The sequence below is a fragment of the Chryseobacterium sp. CS3K3.1 genome (genome assembly GCF_059515165.1).
Window position 1 is genome coordinate 1 of the sequence record NZ_JCAKRV010000013.1, and the last position, 15,407, is coordinate 15,407.

A 15,407-nucleotide genomic window follows, 5' to 3' on the forward strand; every position below is an offset into this window, starting at 1 on the left:
TCGCAATGATTTTGGGATGATAAATATCGTTTACAAGGGTGTTTCACTCAGCAAAGAAAGTAGTGGTCTTTGCTAAACGAAGTGGCTTTGCGAACTAAAATAAAATGCACCATGGTAAATTAACCTCGCGAACTTTGTGTTAGTAAAAAATACCCGAATCCTATATCCCGCAACCCCGCACCCCGAAACTCGCCCCTCAAAAAAATCAAAATTTATCATTCATAATTCAAAATTCATTACTATCTTTATGATATCAAAATAATATCAAATTAAAATTCAATCATGGAAAAAATCTTAAAACCTATGTCCGGCTATCTTACATTGGTTATTTGCCTGGCTTTGTTTATCGCAGCTGTCTACTTTTTTATTACCGGAGTAGACCAGAATATAACTTTTGTTGCGCTCGCTATGCTATGTTTTCTGATATCATGCTTTTTCTTAAAAGGATTAATGATTATTCAGCCTAACCACTCAAGAGTGCTTAACTTTTTTGGAAAGTATGTTGGAACGGTAAAAGAAAACGGACTTTTCTTTATCAACCCGCTTTATTCATCACAGAAAATAAGTCTTCGTTCTGAAAACCTTCAGGGACAGACTTTAAAAGTAAATGATAAGATGGGGAATCCTATTGAAATTGCAGCCGTAATTGTATGGAAAGTAGGAGATACTTACAAAGCAGCTTATGAAGTAGAAAGATACACGGATTATGTAAGAATGCAGAGTGAGGCCGCTGTAAGACACCTTGCGGTAAGTTTCCCTTATGATAACCTTGAAGATGAACATGCGAACATTACCTTAAGGGACGGTGGGGATCAGGTCAACAAAATTCTCGAGCAGGAATTATTAGAAAGACTGGCACCGGCAGGAATTATTATCCAGGAAGCGAGAATTACCCATTTGGCTTATGCTTCAGAAATTGCGGGAGCAATGCTTCAGAGACAGCAGGCTACTGCGATTGTTGCTGCAAGAACCAAGATTGTGGAAGGAGCAGTAGGAATGGTGGACCTTGCCCTGAAAAAGCTTTCTGAAGATAATATCGTTGAACTGGATGATGAAAGAAAAGCGGCGATGGTAAGCAATTTAATGGTTGTTCTTTGCGGTGAAAAAGCGGCAACACCTATCCTAAATGCAGGAACACTTTACAATTAAGAAATTTAACAGTGGGCTTTTGGTACAGACAGTTTCTATACTGACAGCAACTGTAAATAATGTTAGAGAATTAAAAAAATGAAATCAGAAAAAGCTCAGAACTCTTCAGAAAGCAAAGGCAAAAAATCCTTTGTGATAAGAATAGACGAGTCTACTTATAAACTCCTTGAAAAGTGGGCCAATGATGAATTCAGAAGTGTAAACGGACAGATAGAATACCTGCTGCATCAGAGTCTTGTTAACGCGGGGAGAAAGAAAAAAGAGTAAATGAAAGGAAAGAATAGAGAAGGAATGATAATATTTTGGGGAGGTATACCCACAAAAAATGATGATATCCCCCTTTTTTAAAATTACAGAAAACATAAAAAAGACCTTCTTTTTTAGCTTTTCAATAAAGAAATAACAATTCAGTTAACCTTATACCAAAAAAGAAAGCAGAGAAATTTTCTCTGCTTTTTTATTGTATACAACTTTGAAGACTATCTGCTCCAACGTAGAATATGACGAGCCAAATCAAGCCTTTAATGGTAAAGAAAGCTAATCCTGCCCATCCCACACGCTTGAACCACTTTTTAAGCTTTGAGTTGTTTTCCTGTGAATTTTCCATTGGTGATTATCAAAATGATTACTTTACAAAGATAAGCATGTTTATAATTAGTCCAAATAAAAAGCCTATTAAAAATTAAAGTTTTGAGGTTCACATAATATTTTTATCTTTAGAGAGAACGAAAAGTAAGATTTTATGTCAAAAAAAGTAAAAGATTTCGGAATCGAAAAAACACTCAGAAATCTTGGGATTAAAGAAGAGAACAAAGGGACTTCAGTGGGCGGAAAATATTTCGCATCAGGAAAAGTGATAGAAAGCATTTCTCCTGTGGACGGAAAGTTGATTGCTAAAGTAAAAACTTCCGGAGAAAGTGATTATGACAAAGTAATTGAAACTGCTCAAAAGGCATTTCAGGAATTCAGGCTGATTCCAGCTCCCAAAAGAGGAGAGATGGTAAGACAGCTTGGCTTAAAATTAAGAGAATATAAAGACGACCTGGGTAAACTGGTTTCTTATGAAATGGGTAAATCATTACAGGAAGGTCTTGGAGAAGTTCAGGAAATGATTGATATCTGCGATTTCGCAGTAGGTCTTTCAAGACAGCTTCAGGGATACACCATGCACTCTGAAAGACCGGGACACAGAATGTATGAGCAATACCATCCGCTTGGAGTAGTGGGAATTATCACAGCATTCAACTTTCCGGTAGCCGTATGGTCCTGGAATACAGCATTGGCATGGATCTGCGGTAACGTTACCATTTGGAAGCCATCTGAGAAAACGCCGCTTTGTGCTATTGCATGCCAGAATATCATGATGGAAGTTCTGAAGGAAAATAATCTTCCTGAAGGAATTTCAAGTGTATTGGTATCAGACCACGAAATCGGGCAGAAATTAGTAGACGATAAAAGAGTTGCTCTTGTTTCTTTCACAGGATCTACCAGAGTAGGAAGAATGGTTTCTTCTAAAGTAGCTGAAAGATTCGGGAAGTCTATCCTTGAATTAGGTGGAAACAATGCAATCATCATTACAAAAGAAGCAGATATTGATATGTCAATTATCGGAGCTGTTTTCGGAGCTGTAGGAACTGCGGGCCAGAGATGTACTTCGACAAGAAGACTGATTATCCACGAAAGTGTATATGATGAAGTGAAAACTAGATTGGCAAAAGCTTATGGCCAGTTGAAAATCGGAAATCCGTTGGATGAGAAAAACCATGTAGGACCACTTATTGATACGGATGCTGTAAACCAATACGAAGAAGCCATCAAAAAATGTAAGAAAGAAGGAGGAAAATTCGTTGTGGAAGGCGGAGTTTTATCCGGGAAAGATTACGAATCCGGATGCTATGTAAAACCTTGCGTGGCTGAAGTGAAAAACTCTTATGAGATTGTTCAGCACGAAACTTTTGCACCGATTTTATATCTGATCAAATACAAAACACTGGAAGAAGCTATCGCCATTCAGAATGATGTTCCTCAGGGATTGTCTTCTGCGATCATGACCCAGAATCTAAGAGAGGCAGAATTGTTCCTTTCTCACGCTGGTTCAGACTGTGGGATTGCCAACGTCAATATCGGAACTTCCGGTGCTGAAATTGGTGGAGCTTTCGGTGGTGAAAAAGAAACCGGAGGAGGAAGAGAGTCAGGATCTGATGCCTGGAAGTATTATATGAGAAGACAAACCAATACTATAAATTACACCGCACAACTTCCTCTAGCACAGGGAATTAAATTTGATTTATAAAAGCTTTACTTAAAGCACTCAAAAAACATAAAACTTAATAACCTGAATGATTAAACGCTTCATTTTTGGATCATTTAATTATTCATTTATTAAATCACACTACAAATTTATTATGGAACACACATTAGATATAAAAGCAAATAAAGTAAAAGAAACAGTAGGAAAACATGTGTTGGCAGACGGTTTCGATTTTGTGATGGATATTGAAAAGTCACACGGATCATGGCTTTATGATAAACTGACAGACAGAGAATACCTGGATATGTTCTCTATGTTTGCATCTGCATCTATCGGATATAACCACCCTTATCTTGTTGAAAGATCAGAATGGTTAGGTAGAATGGCTGTTAATAAACCTACGCTTGCGGATGTTTACTCAGAAGAGTACGCTCATTTCCTTGAGGTATTTGAAAGAGTAGTTATCCCTGAAGAATTACAATATGCTTTCTTTATCGAAGGCGGAACGATGGGAGTTGAAAATGCAATGAAGGCATGCTTCGATTGGAAAACCCGCAAAAACTTTGAAAAGGGATTAGATACTGAATCTGGAATCTGTATTCACTTCAAACAGGCTTTCCACGGAAGAAGTGGTTATACTTTAAGTTTAACAAACACTGCTGATCCGAGAAAGTACCAATATTTCCCGATGTTCAACTGGCCGAGAATTTTAAATCCGAAATTAAAGTTCCCGATTACAGAAGAAAACCTTGAAGAAACTATCAAAAACGAAAACCTTGCTTTACTTCAGATTGAAGAGGCTATTTTGATGAACCCTGATAAAGTGGCGTGTATCATCATCGAACCTATTCAGGCTGAAGGAGGTGACAATCATTTCAGAGACGAATTCCTGTTGGGATTAAGAAGAATCTGTGATGATAACGAAATCTTACTTATTTTTGATGAAGTTCAGACAGGGATTGCCATTACAGGGAAAATGTGGGCATTCCAGCATTTTACAGCAAAACCGGACATTATTTCTTTCGGGAAAAAAGCTCAGGTTTGTGGTGTGCTGGCTAATAAGGAAAAATTTGATCAGGTTCCGAACAATGTTTTCAGGGAAAGTTCAAGAATCAACTCAACATTCGGAGGAAACTTTATTGATATGCTTCGTTTCCAGCTGGTAATGGAGGTGATCGAAAAAGAAAACCTTGTAGAAAATGCAAGAGTAGTTGGAGATTTCTTACTGGAAAGTTTAAAAGCTCTGGCTGAAAAACACCCTGAGAAAATTTCAAATGCAAGAGGAAGAGGCTTGATGTGTGCTATTGATCTTCCTACTGCAGAACAGAGAAACCACCTGATGAATGAACTTTTCAATGACGGATTAATTATTCTTCCTTGTGGAGATAAGTCTCTTCGTTTCAGACCTCATTTGAATGTTACGAAAGAAGAAATCCAGCTTGCTTTAGATAAAATCGAGAGCAATATTAATAAAATTTAAATCCCGGAATTTGTAATTTTAAAAAAAACGTTGTACATTTAGATACTCAAACATTTAGAATATGGAAAGAAGTACGAGAGTATCAGTTTATGAAAGTGATAACCCTTCAGAAATTCAGTTGGTTAAATCTAAATTGGATGACGCACAGATTACAAACACGGTTGAAAATAGCTATCTTACATTTACTACAACGCCAACAGCAACTTCGCTGAAGGTGATGGTAGATCTGGAAGATGAATCCAAAGCATTTGAAATTATTGATGCTTACCTTCAACAAAGTGAAAATCAATAAACAATTTCATAATTTTAAATTTTACTACTTCGAACCGAAAATTAATTAAAATTAATTTTCGGTTTTTTAATTAAAATAATCTTTAAATTATTGAAAAACTAAATGTTTAAAAGATGACTTGAAGAACTGTTATTTTATATCAGAACAGAAGTTAGTATCGGTGAGTTTTAAATTTGACGCAAAGTTTTAGTAACTCTATATTATATTGTAAGGAAGCAAAGAAGGAATCAATTTCATTGATTCTCATTAAGCGAGCGGGTAGCCATTCGCTTATTCAACAACGGAGTCGCAATCTTTGCTCATTTAAAATCTTAAGTTTTTATAAATAAAATCTTTGCGTTAATAAAAATTAGGTTTTTGTTCAGATAATCAAAGAGAAACAGTTCAGACTTTAGCCTTTTAACTTTTATGCTTTTTAATCAAAATCAACAACATGAATCCAGAAATTAAACTAAGACAAGCGGAAATTGAAGACAGAAATATGATTTGGGAAATCATCCAGCAATCCATTGAAAGAAGAAGACAGGACGGAAGTACCCAATGGCAGAACGGATACCCTAATCTAGGAACGGTAGAAAGTGATATTGCTAAAGGATTCGGGCATGTTTTGACCGTAGACGGCGAGATTGCAGTATACGCAGCCCTGATTTTGAATGATGAACCGGCTTACAGCACCATTGAAGGAGCATGGCTAAGTGACGGTGAATTTGTTGTGGTTCACAGAGTGGCCGTAGATGAAAAATTTGCCGGACAGGGAATGGTAAAGAAACTTTTTGATCAGATTGAAGAGTTTACCAGATCTCATGGAATTCAGAGTATTAAAGTAGATACCAACCATGATAATATCGCCATGCTGAAAATTCTTGAAGGCAGAGGGTATTCCTATTGTGGAGAGGTTCTTTTAAGAGACGGGATGAGGAAAGCTTTTGAGAAGATTATAATTTAGGCAAAAAGTTAAATCAACTTTCATTGAATTTTTAAAACGTCCAGTATTTATAAACTCTATCGGGTTTGTTCGTTTGGTTCTGAACTAATTTCTACTTTTGTTCAAATTTTTATATTATGCACCAAAGTATAGAAATTGATGAAAAAATTTTTCAGGATGCCGTAAAATTTTATGGTACTGTGTTCAGCTTACCTCCTTTAGCATCAAAAATTTATTCCTACCTTCTTTTTGACTATGAGAAAGTAGGAATTACTTTTGACGAGTTCGTTGAAGTGCTCTCCGCGAGCAAAAGTTCTGTTTCCACCAGTATTTCATTACTACTGAATGCTCAGCTTATCGTAGACCATAACAAAATGGATGAGCGGAAACGGTATTTTTTCATCAATGATGAATACAAAAAAATACGATTCGAGAAAATTGTCCAGAAAATGCAGGACGAACTAAGACTATTAGATGATTTAAACAATTTTAAAAAAAGTAAAGACGATGGATACAACGAAAGAATAGAAGTTTACAAAGCACTCTTAAATAAAAACATAGAAAATATTCAGGAATCTCTTAATAAACTATAAAATGAATAATAAGCTAGTTATACTTTCCATTGCAGCGCTTTCACTGACAGCCTGCAAAAAAGAAGCTCCGAAACAGGATGGTGCCAAGCCTTATCCTGTTATCTCAGTGGAGTCTAAAAATATAGTGGGTTATCAGACGTTTCCGGCTACCATCCAGGGTAGAGTAAACAATGATGTACGTGCAAAAATACAGGGATATATTACCCAGGTATTGGTAGATGAAGGACAATATGTTACAAAAGGACAGCCATTGTTCCGTCTGGAAACCAATATCCTGACTGAAAATGCAGCCGCTTCCAAAGCAGGAATCGGTGCTGCAGCATCAAGTGTTGCCGCAGCGCAGGCTTCTGTAAATGCAGCTCAGGTTGAAGTCAACAAACTTAAACCTTTGGTTCAGAAAAATATCATCAGTAACGTACAGTTACAGACCGCTCAGGCTCAGCTGGCTCAGGCACAGGCACAGCTTCAGCAGGCCAATGCTGCTAAAAGACAGGCAGAAGCCAACTATAAAGGAGTAGAAGCCAACATCGAATATTCTATTATTCGTGCTCCTATTTCAGGGGTAATCGGAAGACTGCCATTGAAAGTAGGAAGTTTGGTAGGGCCGTCTGATCAGACTCCTCTGACAACGATTTCTGATACCTCTGAGATCTATGCTTACTTTGCAATGAATGAAAAAGAATATTTTGATTTCCTTGAAAAATCTCCGGGAGCTTCTATGCCTGAGAAAATCAAAAACTTACCAATGGTTGAACTTCAGTTAGCTAACGGAAGTCTTTATCCTGAAAAAGGAAGAATTGAAGCCATTACCGGCCAGATTGATCCTACAACAGGAACCATTCAGTTCAGAGTTGCTTTCTCTAATGCCCAGAAATTATTAAGTAATGGGAACAGTGGAACGATCAGGTTCCCTCAGCATTATGACAATGTACTTGTAGTACCTGAAAGTGCTACTTATGAGCAGCAGGGTATTGTTTACGTATACAAAGTAGAAAAAGGAGATACTGCCAGAAACGTTGTTGTGAATGTTATCGACAGAATCGACAATATGGCTCTTATCAAATCCGGAGTTAATAAAGGTGAAAGAGTTATTGCAGCTGGTATCGGAGGTCTGAAACCGGGAACAGCCGTGAAACCGCAGCCAATTAAAATGGATAGTCTTGTTCAATCAATAAAACCGAAATTCTAATGATAAAAAACTTTATTAACAGACCGGTTTTATCCACCGTAATCTCAATCCTGATTGTGATTCTCGGTGTGCTGGGACTGATCTCGTTACCGGTTACACAGTATCCGGACATTGCACCGCCTACGGTGAGTGTTTCCGCAAACTATACGGGAGCCAATGCCGAGACGGTAATGAAGAGTGTAGTAGTACCTTTGGAAGAACAGATCAATGGGGTGGAAGGTATGGATTATATCACTTCCAGTGCCGGGAATGACGGTTCTGCCCAGATCCAGGTCTTCTTCAAACAGGGAATAGACCCGGATATTGCAGCGGTAAACGTACAGAACCGTGTGGCGAGAGCTACACCGCTGTTACCTGCCGAAGTAACGCGTTCAGGGGTAGTAACCCAGAAGCAGCAGACCAGTGCCCTGATGTATATGTCCTTCTACTCTGAAAATAAAGACCTGGATGACGTATACCTTCAGAACTTTTTGAATATCAATATTATTCCTAACCTGAAAAGGGTAAATGGTGTTGGAGATGCAAACGTTTTCGGGGGTAAAAACTACTCGATGAGAATCTGGCTTGATCCTGCAAAAATGGCTGCCTACAGTGTAACGCCTACTGATGTTACCAATGCCATCAATGAGCAGAGTAGAGAAGCGGCGGCAGGTTCTATCGGGCAAAACAGCGGTAGTTCTTTTGAGTATATCATCAAATACGTAGGGAAATTCAACGATAAGGAACAGTACGATAATATCATCATTAAATCTCTCGCAAACGGACAGAACCTGATGCTGAAAGACGTTGCTAAAGTGGAACTTGCTGGACAGTCTTACACAGGAATCGGGGAGAACGGAAACAATCCTTCCATCAGTATGGGGATCTTCCAGACTCCGGGATCCAACGCACAGGAGATTATTAAAAATATCAAAGCCTATCTGAAATCTGCTGAGGGAACTTTCCCGGAGGGAATCAAGTATACTTTCAACTTCGATACCAACGAATTCCTGGAAGCTTCTATTGAAAAGGTGGTTCATACCCTTATCGAAGCCTTCATTCTGGTATTTATCGTAGTATATATTTTCCTTCAGGACTTCAGGTCTACGCTGATCCCGGCTATCGCGGTTCCGGTATCTATTGTGGGAGCATTCTTCTTCCTGAATCTCTTCGGATATTCATTGAACCTCTTGACCTTATTTGCATTGGTACTGGCCATTGGTATTGTAGTGGATGATGCCATCGTCGTCGTCGAGGCCGTTCATGCCAAGATGGAGCATGGTATTTCTGATGCTAAAAAAGCAACTGTAGAGGCAATGGATGAGATTACAGGAGCTATTATCTCTATTACTTTGGTAATGGCAGCAGTATTTATCCCGGTAACGTTCATTACGGGGCCTACAGGGGTATTCTATCAGCAGTTTGGTATTACGCTGATTATAGCCATCATCATTTCTGCGATTAATGCATTAACCCTGAGCCCGGTTTTATGTTCATTATTCTTAAAACCTCACGAAGCGCATCATGCAGAATATAAAAATCTGAACCTTTTACAGAAGTTTTTCTATAAGTTTAATATTGCTTTTAAAACGACTACTGAACGTTACGGAAGAGGATTTGTATTCCTGTTGAGACATAAATGGGTAACCCTGATTATTTTCGCTGTTACCGGAGGTATTCTGTTCTGGGCAAGCAGCAGCATGAAGAAAGGGTTTGTACCTACAGAAGACAGAGGGATTATCTTTACCGATGTTCAGCTTCCTCCGGGAGCTTCTATGGAAAGAACTTACAACGCATTGAAAACTCTTCAGGCTAAAGCATTAAAAGTGCCTGGTGTGCAGAATGTAACGATCTCAACAGGTAGAGGGTTCTTGTCCGGAAACGGAAGTAACAACGGTCTTGCCTTTGTTAAGCTGAAACCATTCGAAGAAAGAAAAAAAGACGGACAGACTTCTGAAGATATCACCAAAAAATTATTTGGAATTGTAGGATCTGTTCCTGACGCTAAAGTAGTATTCTTCCAACCGCCAAGTGTACCGGGATTTGGTAACAGTGCAGGTTTTGAAATGGTATTGCTTGATAAATCAGGTGGAGAATATGCTGATCTGGATGCTAAAACCAATGAATTCATCGGTAAGCTGATGCAGAGACCGGAAATTCAGTTTGCACAGACTTCATTCAATACCAAATATCCTCAGTATCAGATGGAAATTAATGTTCCTCTGAGCAAACAGCTTGGCGTTTCTGTCAATGAAATTCTGGCAACGATGCAGGGATATATCGGAGGTATTTATACTGCAGACTTTACCAAGTATGGAAAGCAGTTCAGAGTGATGGTTCAGGCTCTTCCTGAAAACAGAAAGAATATTGAAAACCTGAATCAGCTTTATGTGAGAACAGGATCAGGGATCATGACTCCGATTTCACAGTTTGTAACATTGACAAAAGCATACGGACCACAATCCGTAAGCCGTTACAACCTATTTACTTCAGTGAAGGTGACGGGAGCAAACTCTGACGGATACAGTTCCGGGGATGCGATTGCAGCGGTGCAGCAGGTGGCAGATGAAACCCTGAATCAAAACTATGCCGTAGAGTTTACCGGGTTAACGAGAGAAGAATTAAATTCAGGATCTCAAACGCTTCTGATTTTCGGGTTAAGTTTGATCTTCGTTTACTTTATCCTTTCTGCCCAGTATGAAAGTTATATCCTTCCGCTGATTGTCATTATTTCTCTTCCTCTTGGGGTAATGGGAGCTTACTTCGGCCAGAAGATCATGGGACTTGAAAATAATATTTACTTCCAGATTGCCCTGATCATGCTCGTGGGACTACTGGCGAAAAATGCGATCCTTATTGTCGAATTTGCTGTTCAAAGAAGACACCATGGAGAAACGATTGTGATGTCAGCCATCAATGCGGCGAAAGCCAGGGTGAGACCTATTCTGATGACGTCATTCGCCTTTATTTTCGGTTTATTGCCATTGGTACTGGCAAGCGGAATTGGAGCAGTAGGTAACAGATCTATCGCTACGGGAGCGGCAATCGGACTATTGATAGGAACTGTTTTGGGATTATTTGTAATTCCGGTTCTGTATGTGATTTTTGAAACACTGCAGGAAAAAATTAAACCTATCAAAAAAGAAGATATCAATTTAGCAGAATAAAATTAAGATTTAAGAAATTAGAAGTTAGCAATTAGAGATAAGTCTAAAAACTAACTTCTAACTTCTAAACTCTAACTTCTAATTAAAAATAATGAAGAGTTTATTAAACATCATAAAAGGAATCACTTTTTCAGTTTTCATACTCGGAGCCATCTCATCCTGTATGGCGAGAAAAGAATATGAAAGACCGAAAAATGTTGTAGACGAAAAGCTTTTTCGTACAGACATGCTTCCTTCGGACAGTACGAATATTGCAGATATTTCATGGAAAGAAATATTCACTGATCCGATATTGCAGGGGCATATTTCCAAGGCACTGGAAAACAATCTTGATATCAGAATTGCTTTAGAAAGTATTAATTCTGCAGAAGCCTATCTTAAACAGAGTAAGGCAGCCTATCAGCCGACGCTTTCTATCGGACCCAATTATACATTTCAGACCCAGTCTATCAATACCCAGTTTGGACAGATCATCGGAGAAAGACGTTATGTAAACCAGTTTGACATTACGGCAAGTATCGGATGGGAAGCTGATATCTGGGGCAAATTGAAAGCCCAGGAAAAAGCCCAGCTGGCGACTTATTTAGGAACTGTTGCAGCTCATAAAGCCGTTAAAAGCAGTCTGGTGTCTTCCATAGCTTCTGCATATTATCAGTTACTGACTTTTGATGCTCAGAAGAGAATTATCAAAGAAACCATCGCGGTACGAGAGAAAAATCTTGAAGCTACAAAGGCTTTAAAAACTTCCGGAACAGTTACCGAAGTAGCCGTACAACAGAGTGAAGCACTTGTTTTCAATGCCAAATCATTACTGATTGATATTGATACACAGATCCAGCTGCTTGAAAATACAATGAGTCTTTTGATGGGGGAACCTTCTCATTCTATAGAAAGGTCTACCTTGGAAGGGCAAAAACTTCCGATTGATTTAAAACTGGGTTACCCGACTCAGCTTCTGGCCAACCGTCCGGATGTGATCAGAGCAGAATTTAACCTGATGAATGCTTTCCAACTGACGAATGCTGCCAAAGCTCAGTTTTATCCTACTTTAAAACTGACAGGAAGCGGCGGATTGCAGTCTGTGGATATTGACCACTTATTCAGTGTAAACTCTTTATTTGCAAATGTAGTAGCAGGACTCGCTCAGCCGATTTTAAATAAAAGACAGATCCAGACCAACTATGACGTAAGTCTTGCCAATCAGGAGACGGCTTATCTTAACTTCAGAAAAACAGTTTTGACTGCTGGAAAAGAAGTGTCGGATGCCATCAGGGTTTTCTCTGTTCAGGATTCATTTATTGAATTGAAACAAAAAGAACTTGATGCCTACAAAAAATCGGTTGACTATTCCCAGGAATTAGTGAACTATGGAATGGCGAACTATCTTGAGGTATTGAATGCAAGTGTGAATTCATTGAATGCAGAACTTAACATCTCCAATGCAAGATACAGTAAAATGAAAGCAGCCGTAGAGCTTTATCAGGCTTTGGGCGGTGGCTGGAAATAACCGTTTCAGCAATGTAATATCATAAAAACGTATGTCAGGAATGGCATACGTTTTTTTATTGACAAAGATCACAATTACAAAAATAGGTTTATGATGTGCAAAGACATAAAAGTAGCCGGAATTATTCCGGCCACGATTCATTTTAATAATTTTTTATTGAACGTATGCTACATAAGATTCATTGATAGCTCCTTTTCTAGTCTTGGCAAAAAATGCATAGTCTATCCATAAAAATCCATTGTTTCCCCATGCGGTACCCCAGGAATTTTGTACTTTAAAAGCTTGTTTAGCATCGTCATAACCCACTACGCAAATGGCATGTCCTCCTCTTACCGCACCGTAATGACTTTTCCATATCCAATTGTTTGCTGAGCTTAAACTATCAAAGCTTCCATCTACCGTCACCGTAATAATTATGGGTAAATTCATGCTTAAAAGTGTTTTTACATTGGTGATATTGGTCTTATCTACAGTAGCCCAGGTTGTAAATTTATGAGTACTTGCTGCACTTTTTTGAGTTGCATTGGGTTGTGTAGAGCACTCTACGTCTGTGTAGGGCATTTCATCCCAGCTGCAAACTCCCTGATCTTTTATTAAATTTAATCCACTGGATGCATAAGTTCCATTAGCGCAGCCATTTATCTTTATCTGATTATATACGTACTCTGGACTTCTTGGGGCGGTTATCCCCTTAAAATTATATTCCAGAATACTTGCAGCAGCATAAGCTGTAGCAAATGCAACGCATGAACCTTCCTGTCCCTGATTTACTATTGGAGGAGTGTTGGGTATGGTATAACTTGATGGAATTGAAGCTATAAGCGTTTCTGCCGACTTGCCCTTGAATTTCATAGCTAATGCATCTATATCAGCTTTAGCAAATGAACTGTAGGTTTTGTCATCTACCGGGATTGCTCCTAAGGAACGCATTGCCTGATTTTCCTTGTTAGGCTGCTGAGTATTTTGTTCTTCTTCATTTCTGTTACATGAAGACAGAGATAGCATCCCTAATGCGATTGCAATTAATTTTAGATTTTTCATCATTGTATTATTTAAAATTTATTGTATAAAAATATGAATTATTTTTATACAATTGTAATATAATTTGTGAATAATCTATTGTTTTAGCTTTTTTTATGTGTTTGTATGTTTTTATTTGTCGATTTGTTGATAGGAGTTAATATTATTCATTCTTTTGTGAATTTATTATAACAGGAGTCTCGTTTCTTTTCCAGCTATAAAGTTGTCAATATTTCCATAGTTCTTTTTTCTTTTCCAGATATTTCTTTTAAAATATCCGAAGCCTGATGAATATATTGAATTTCCTTTGTCTGGCTTACTTTTTCAAACAGCTGAGATACATTTGTCCAGAGTTCGGCAATTTCTGAGAAGGTTTCATAGCCTGATTTTAAAAGATCAAGCTGAAGGAGTTCATAGCTTTCTTTCAAAAAATCACGGTATAAATTTCTGAACAGAGCACCACCGGTTCCCGCTTTTTCCATTAGCAAAGCCGCTTGTTTAAATTCTCCTTCAATATTTTTACTTGTATTAAACCATTTGACAATTTCAATACTTGTTTTTAAAATCCCTTTGTAGGAGATATTGGTAATAGGTGGATTCAGATATTCAGCCGCATTATTCTTAATCGCAGTGATGATGACTTTTTCCAGATCAAATTTTATATCGGTTTTCCTGAGGGTATAATACAGATTTTTGGAAGCCATCGGGCCTTTTTCAGCCCTTGCTCTTGCCAGGCTTTTTAAGGATGTTTTTACCTGGCCGCCCTGTTGTCTGGTATCAATCAGGAAAGCATTTTCATCATCATAACCATAAATGGCAGCATAATGTCCGGCAAAATGGAAAGGATTGGAGAAATATTCCAGGTGATAACAATCCATTTTTAATCCTACTGCCTGTCCGTCATCGAGAAGTTCTTTAACCTGATCCCAGGCTTTTTGTTGTGAAGAAGTTTCCTTTACGGTTAATTCAAGATTCAGATTTCTGGCTAAATTTTGAGTGAGCAGGTCAGGTTTTATCCGTCCTCCAATGAAAGGGAAATCCATTGTTTTCATGTTCCAATAGATAAAGCCCAGCCCTTCACCCAATCCGAAAAGCATTGGTTCGGAAAGGTCGATTCCGATTTGTTGTAATAATGTTCCCGTAGCGGTCGTTTCACAATGCTGACCGTTAAAAGGCTTTATGTTTTCTATTTTCATTGTTAAAGTAAAGTTTTGAATGGTATTAATTTTTTGAGAAAATTACATAAATATCATCATGTAGAAATTCCGGCTTTGAAAATTTAGTGTTAAAATTTTTTAAAAAGTAGAATTGATTTGTATTTATGTATTCAACTACGTAGTTTTGTACTTTAAAAGATGAACACTATGAAATTAGAAATACAACCCATAGGAAATTCTTATTCGGAACAAGCCATTGATTTGATTTTGACGATCCAGCAGAAAGAGTTTAATATTCCGATTACCATAGAAGATCAGCCTGACCTTTTGCAGATAGAAAGTTTTTACACAGCAGCCGGAGGTAACTTTTGGGGTGCTTTTGCAGATGGTGAGCTGGTAGGTTCTATAGCATTGGTTAAATTTGACGAAAGGGTAGGAGCCATCAGGAAAATGTTTGTTAAAAAGGAATTCAGAGGAAAAGAACTGAATATTGCGCAAGAATTACTGGAAGTTTTAATTTCTTTCTGCCGTGAAAACAGAATTGATGATCTATATTTGGGAACCATAACAGTACTGAAAGCAGCCCAGCGTTTCTATGAAAGGAATCATTTTGTAAAGATTGAAAAAAGCAATCTTCCTGCGAAATTTCCTTTAATGAGTGCCGATGATGTTTTTTACCACTTACATCTTGACTGAAT

14 protein-coding genes are annotated in these 15,407 nt (G+C 38.0%); 11 read left to right on the top strand and 3 right to left on the bottom strand.

Translation table 11 applies throughout. From position 1 onward, the window contains the following. Window positions 1-282 precede the first annotated feature (282 nt). Both AC5YGI_RS13355 and AC5YGI_RS13360 read left to right on the top strand, forming a co-directional pair. The gene (locus tag AC5YGI_RS13355) at window positions 283-1,149 is read left to right on the top strand and encodes an SPFH domain-containing protein (RefSeq protein ID WP_110008771.1); all 867 of its coding nucleotides are present in this window, start codon (window positions 283-285) and stop codon (window positions 1,147-1,149) included. A 78-nt stretch (window positions 1,150-1,227) separates the two neighbouring features. Beyond that, the gene (locus tag AC5YGI_RS13360) at window positions 1,228-1,416 is read left to right on the top strand and encodes a type II toxin-antitoxin system antitoxin (protein WP_034694367.1); all 189 of its coding nucleotides are present in this window, start codon (window positions 1,228-1,230) and stop codon (window positions 1,414-1,416) included. A 190-nt stretch (window positions 1,417-1,606) separates the two neighbouring features. Here AC5YGI_RS13360 and AC5YGI_RS13365 read toward each other — a convergent pair whose 3' ends face one another. Further along, complete coding sequence (locus tag AC5YGI_RS13365) at window positions 1,607-1,756, bottom strand: FAM210 family protein (RefSeq protein ID WP_002979804.1); 150 nt, start codon at window positions 1,754-1,756, stop codon at window positions 1,607-1,609. A gap of 135 nt (window positions 1,757-1,891) precedes the next feature. Between AC5YGI_RS13365 and amaB the strand changes: the two genes are divergently transcribed. The 8 genes from amaB to AC5YGI_RS13405 all read left to right on the top strand — a co-directional run bounded on the left by amaB (window position 1,892) and on the right by AC5YGI_RS13405 (window position 12,532). Next, window positions 1,892-3,442, top strand: coding sequence for an L-piperidine-6-carboxylate dehydrogenase (gene amaB, locus AC5YGI_RS13370; protein ID WP_120230952.1), 1,551 nt, complete (start codon window positions 1,892-1,894; stop codon window positions 3,440-3,442). Window positions 3,443-3,554: 112 nt separating this feature from the next. Beyond that, a complete protein-coding gene (gene lat / locus AC5YGI_RS13375) occupies window positions 3,555-4,880 on the top strand; it encodes an L-lysine 6-transaminase (RefSeq protein WP_496168607.1) in 1,326 nt (441 codons plus the stop codon). 61 nt (window positions 4,881-4,941) lie between these two features. Beyond that, window positions 4,942-5,172: a DUF2007 domain-containing protein gene (locus AC5YGI_RS13380; protein ID WP_110008774.1), complete on the top strand. Its 231-nt coding sequence runs from the start codon at window positions 4,942-4,944 to the stop codon at window positions 5,170-5,172. A 433-nt stretch (window positions 5,173-5,605) separates the two neighbouring features. Continuing rightward, window positions 5,606-6,118, top strand: coding sequence for a GNAT family N-acetyltransferase (locus AC5YGI_RS13385; RefSeq protein WP_496168609.1), 513 nt, complete (start codon window positions 5,606-5,608; stop codon window positions 6,116-6,118). Between the two features lie 116 nt (window positions 6,119-6,234). Further along, window positions 6,235-6,690 (top strand): hypothetical protein, encoded by a 456-nt coding sequence (locus AC5YGI_RS13390; RefSeq protein ID WP_034694378.1) that lies wholly within the window; start codon window positions 6,235-6,237, stop codon window positions 6,688-6,690. A 1-nt stretch (window position 6,691) separates the two neighbouring features. Continuing rightward, entirely contained in the window at window positions 6,692-7,879 is a 1,188-nt protein-coding gene (locus AC5YGI_RS13395) for an efflux RND transporter periplasmic adaptor subunit (protein WP_110008776.1), read from the top strand. Continuing rightward, on the top strand, window positions 7,879-11,025 hold the full coding sequence (locus AC5YGI_RS13400; RefSeq protein ID WP_446105960.1) for an efflux RND transporter permease subunit: 3,147 nt from the start codon (window positions 7,879-7,881) through the stop codon (window positions 11,023-11,025). Before AC5YGI_RS13395 ends, AC5YGI_RS13400 begins: the two co-directional genes overlap by 1 nt. A 91-nt stretch (window positions 11,026-11,116) precedes the next feature. Then, complete coding sequence (locus tag AC5YGI_RS13405) at window positions 11,117-12,532, top strand: efflux transporter outer membrane subunit (RefSeq protein ID WP_496168612.1); 1,416 nt, start codon at window positions 11,117-11,119, stop codon at window positions 12,530-12,532. Between the two features lie 153 nt (window positions 12,533-12,685). Here the strand turns inward: AC5YGI_RS13405 and AC5YGI_RS13410 are convergent, their stop codons facing one another. Together AC5YGI_RS13410 and AC5YGI_RS13415 are read right to left on the bottom strand one after the other, a co-directional pair. Further along, complete coding sequence (locus AC5YGI_RS13410) at window positions 12,686-13,537, bottom strand: C1 family peptidase (RefSeq protein WP_496168614.1); 852 nt, start codon at window positions 13,535-13,537, stop codon at window positions 12,686-12,688. 230 nt (window positions 13,538-13,767) lie between these two features. Continuing rightward, window positions 13,768-14,748 (bottom strand): BtrH N-terminal domain-containing protein, encoded by a 981-nt coding sequence (locus AC5YGI_RS13415; RefSeq protein ID WP_496168616.1) that lies wholly within the window; start codon window positions 14,746-14,748, stop codon window positions 13,768-13,770. Window positions 14,749-14,916: 168 nt separating this feature from the next. Between AC5YGI_RS13415 and AC5YGI_RS13420 the strand changes: the two genes are divergently transcribed. Continuing rightward, entirely contained in the window at window positions 14,917-15,405 is a 489-nt protein-coding gene (locus AC5YGI_RS13420; protein ID WP_496168618.1) for a GNAT family N-acetyltransferase, read from the top strand. The last annotated feature ends 2 nt before the right edge of the window (window positions 15,406-15,407 follow it).

What these genes read in the sequence shown, in the direction of transcription:
- AC5YGI_RS13355 (WP_110008771.1), top strand. Translation starts at nt 283, where the DNA reads ATGGAAAAAATCTTAAAACCTATGTCCGGCTATCTTACATTGGTTATT.
- AC5YGI_RS13360 (WP_034694367.1), top strand. Translation starts at nt 1,228, where the DNA reads ATGAAATCAGAAAAAGCTCAGAACTCTTCAGAAAGCAAAGGCAAAAAA.
- AC5YGI_RS13365 (WP_002979804.1), bottom strand. Translation starts at nt 1,756, where the DNA reads ATGGAAAATTCACAGGAAAACAACTCAAAGCTTAAAAAGTGGTTCAAG.
- amaB (WP_120230952.1), top strand. Translation starts at nt 1,892, where the DNA reads ATGTCAAAAAAAGTAAAAGATTTCGGAATCGAAAAAACACTCAGAAAT.
- lat (WP_496168607.1), top strand. Translation starts at nt 3,555, where the DNA reads ATGGAACACACATTAGATATAAAAGCAAATAAAGTAAAAGAAACAGTA.
- AC5YGI_RS13380 (WP_110008774.1), top strand. Translation starts at nt 4,942, where the DNA reads ATGGAAAGAAGTACGAGAGTATCAGTTTATGAAAGTGATAACCCTTCA.
- AC5YGI_RS13385 (WP_496168609.1), top strand. Translation starts at nt 5,606, where the DNA reads ATGAATCCAGAAATTAAACTAAGACAAGCGGAAATTGAAGACAGAAAT.
- AC5YGI_RS13390 (WP_034694378.1), top strand. Translation starts at nt 6,235, where the DNA reads ATGCACCAAAGTATAGAAATTGATGAAAAAATTTTTCAGGATGCCGTA.
- AC5YGI_RS13395 (WP_110008776.1), top strand. Translation starts at nt 6,692, where the DNA reads ATGAATAATAAGCTAGTTATACTTTCCATTGCAGCGCTTTCACTGACA.
- AC5YGI_RS13400 (WP_446105960.1), top strand. Translation starts at nt 7,879, where the DNA reads ATGATAAAAAACTTTATTAACAGACCGGTTTTATCCACCGTAATCTCA.
- AC5YGI_RS13405 (WP_496168612.1), top strand. Translation starts at nt 11,117, where the DNA reads ATGAAGAGTTTATTAAACATCATAAAAGGAATCACTTTTTCAGTTTTC.
- AC5YGI_RS13410 (WP_496168614.1), bottom strand. Translation starts at nt 13,537, where the DNA reads ATGCTATCTCTGTCTTCATGTAACAGAAATGAAGAAGAACAAAATACT.
- AC5YGI_RS13415 (WP_496168616.1), bottom strand. Translation starts at nt 14,748, where the DNA reads ATGAAAATAGAAAACATAAAGCCTTTTAACGGTCAGCATTGTGAAACG.
- AC5YGI_RS13420 (WP_496168618.1), top strand. Translation starts at nt 14,917, where the DNA reads ATGAAATTAGAAATACAACCCATAGGAAATTCTTATTCGGAACAAGCC.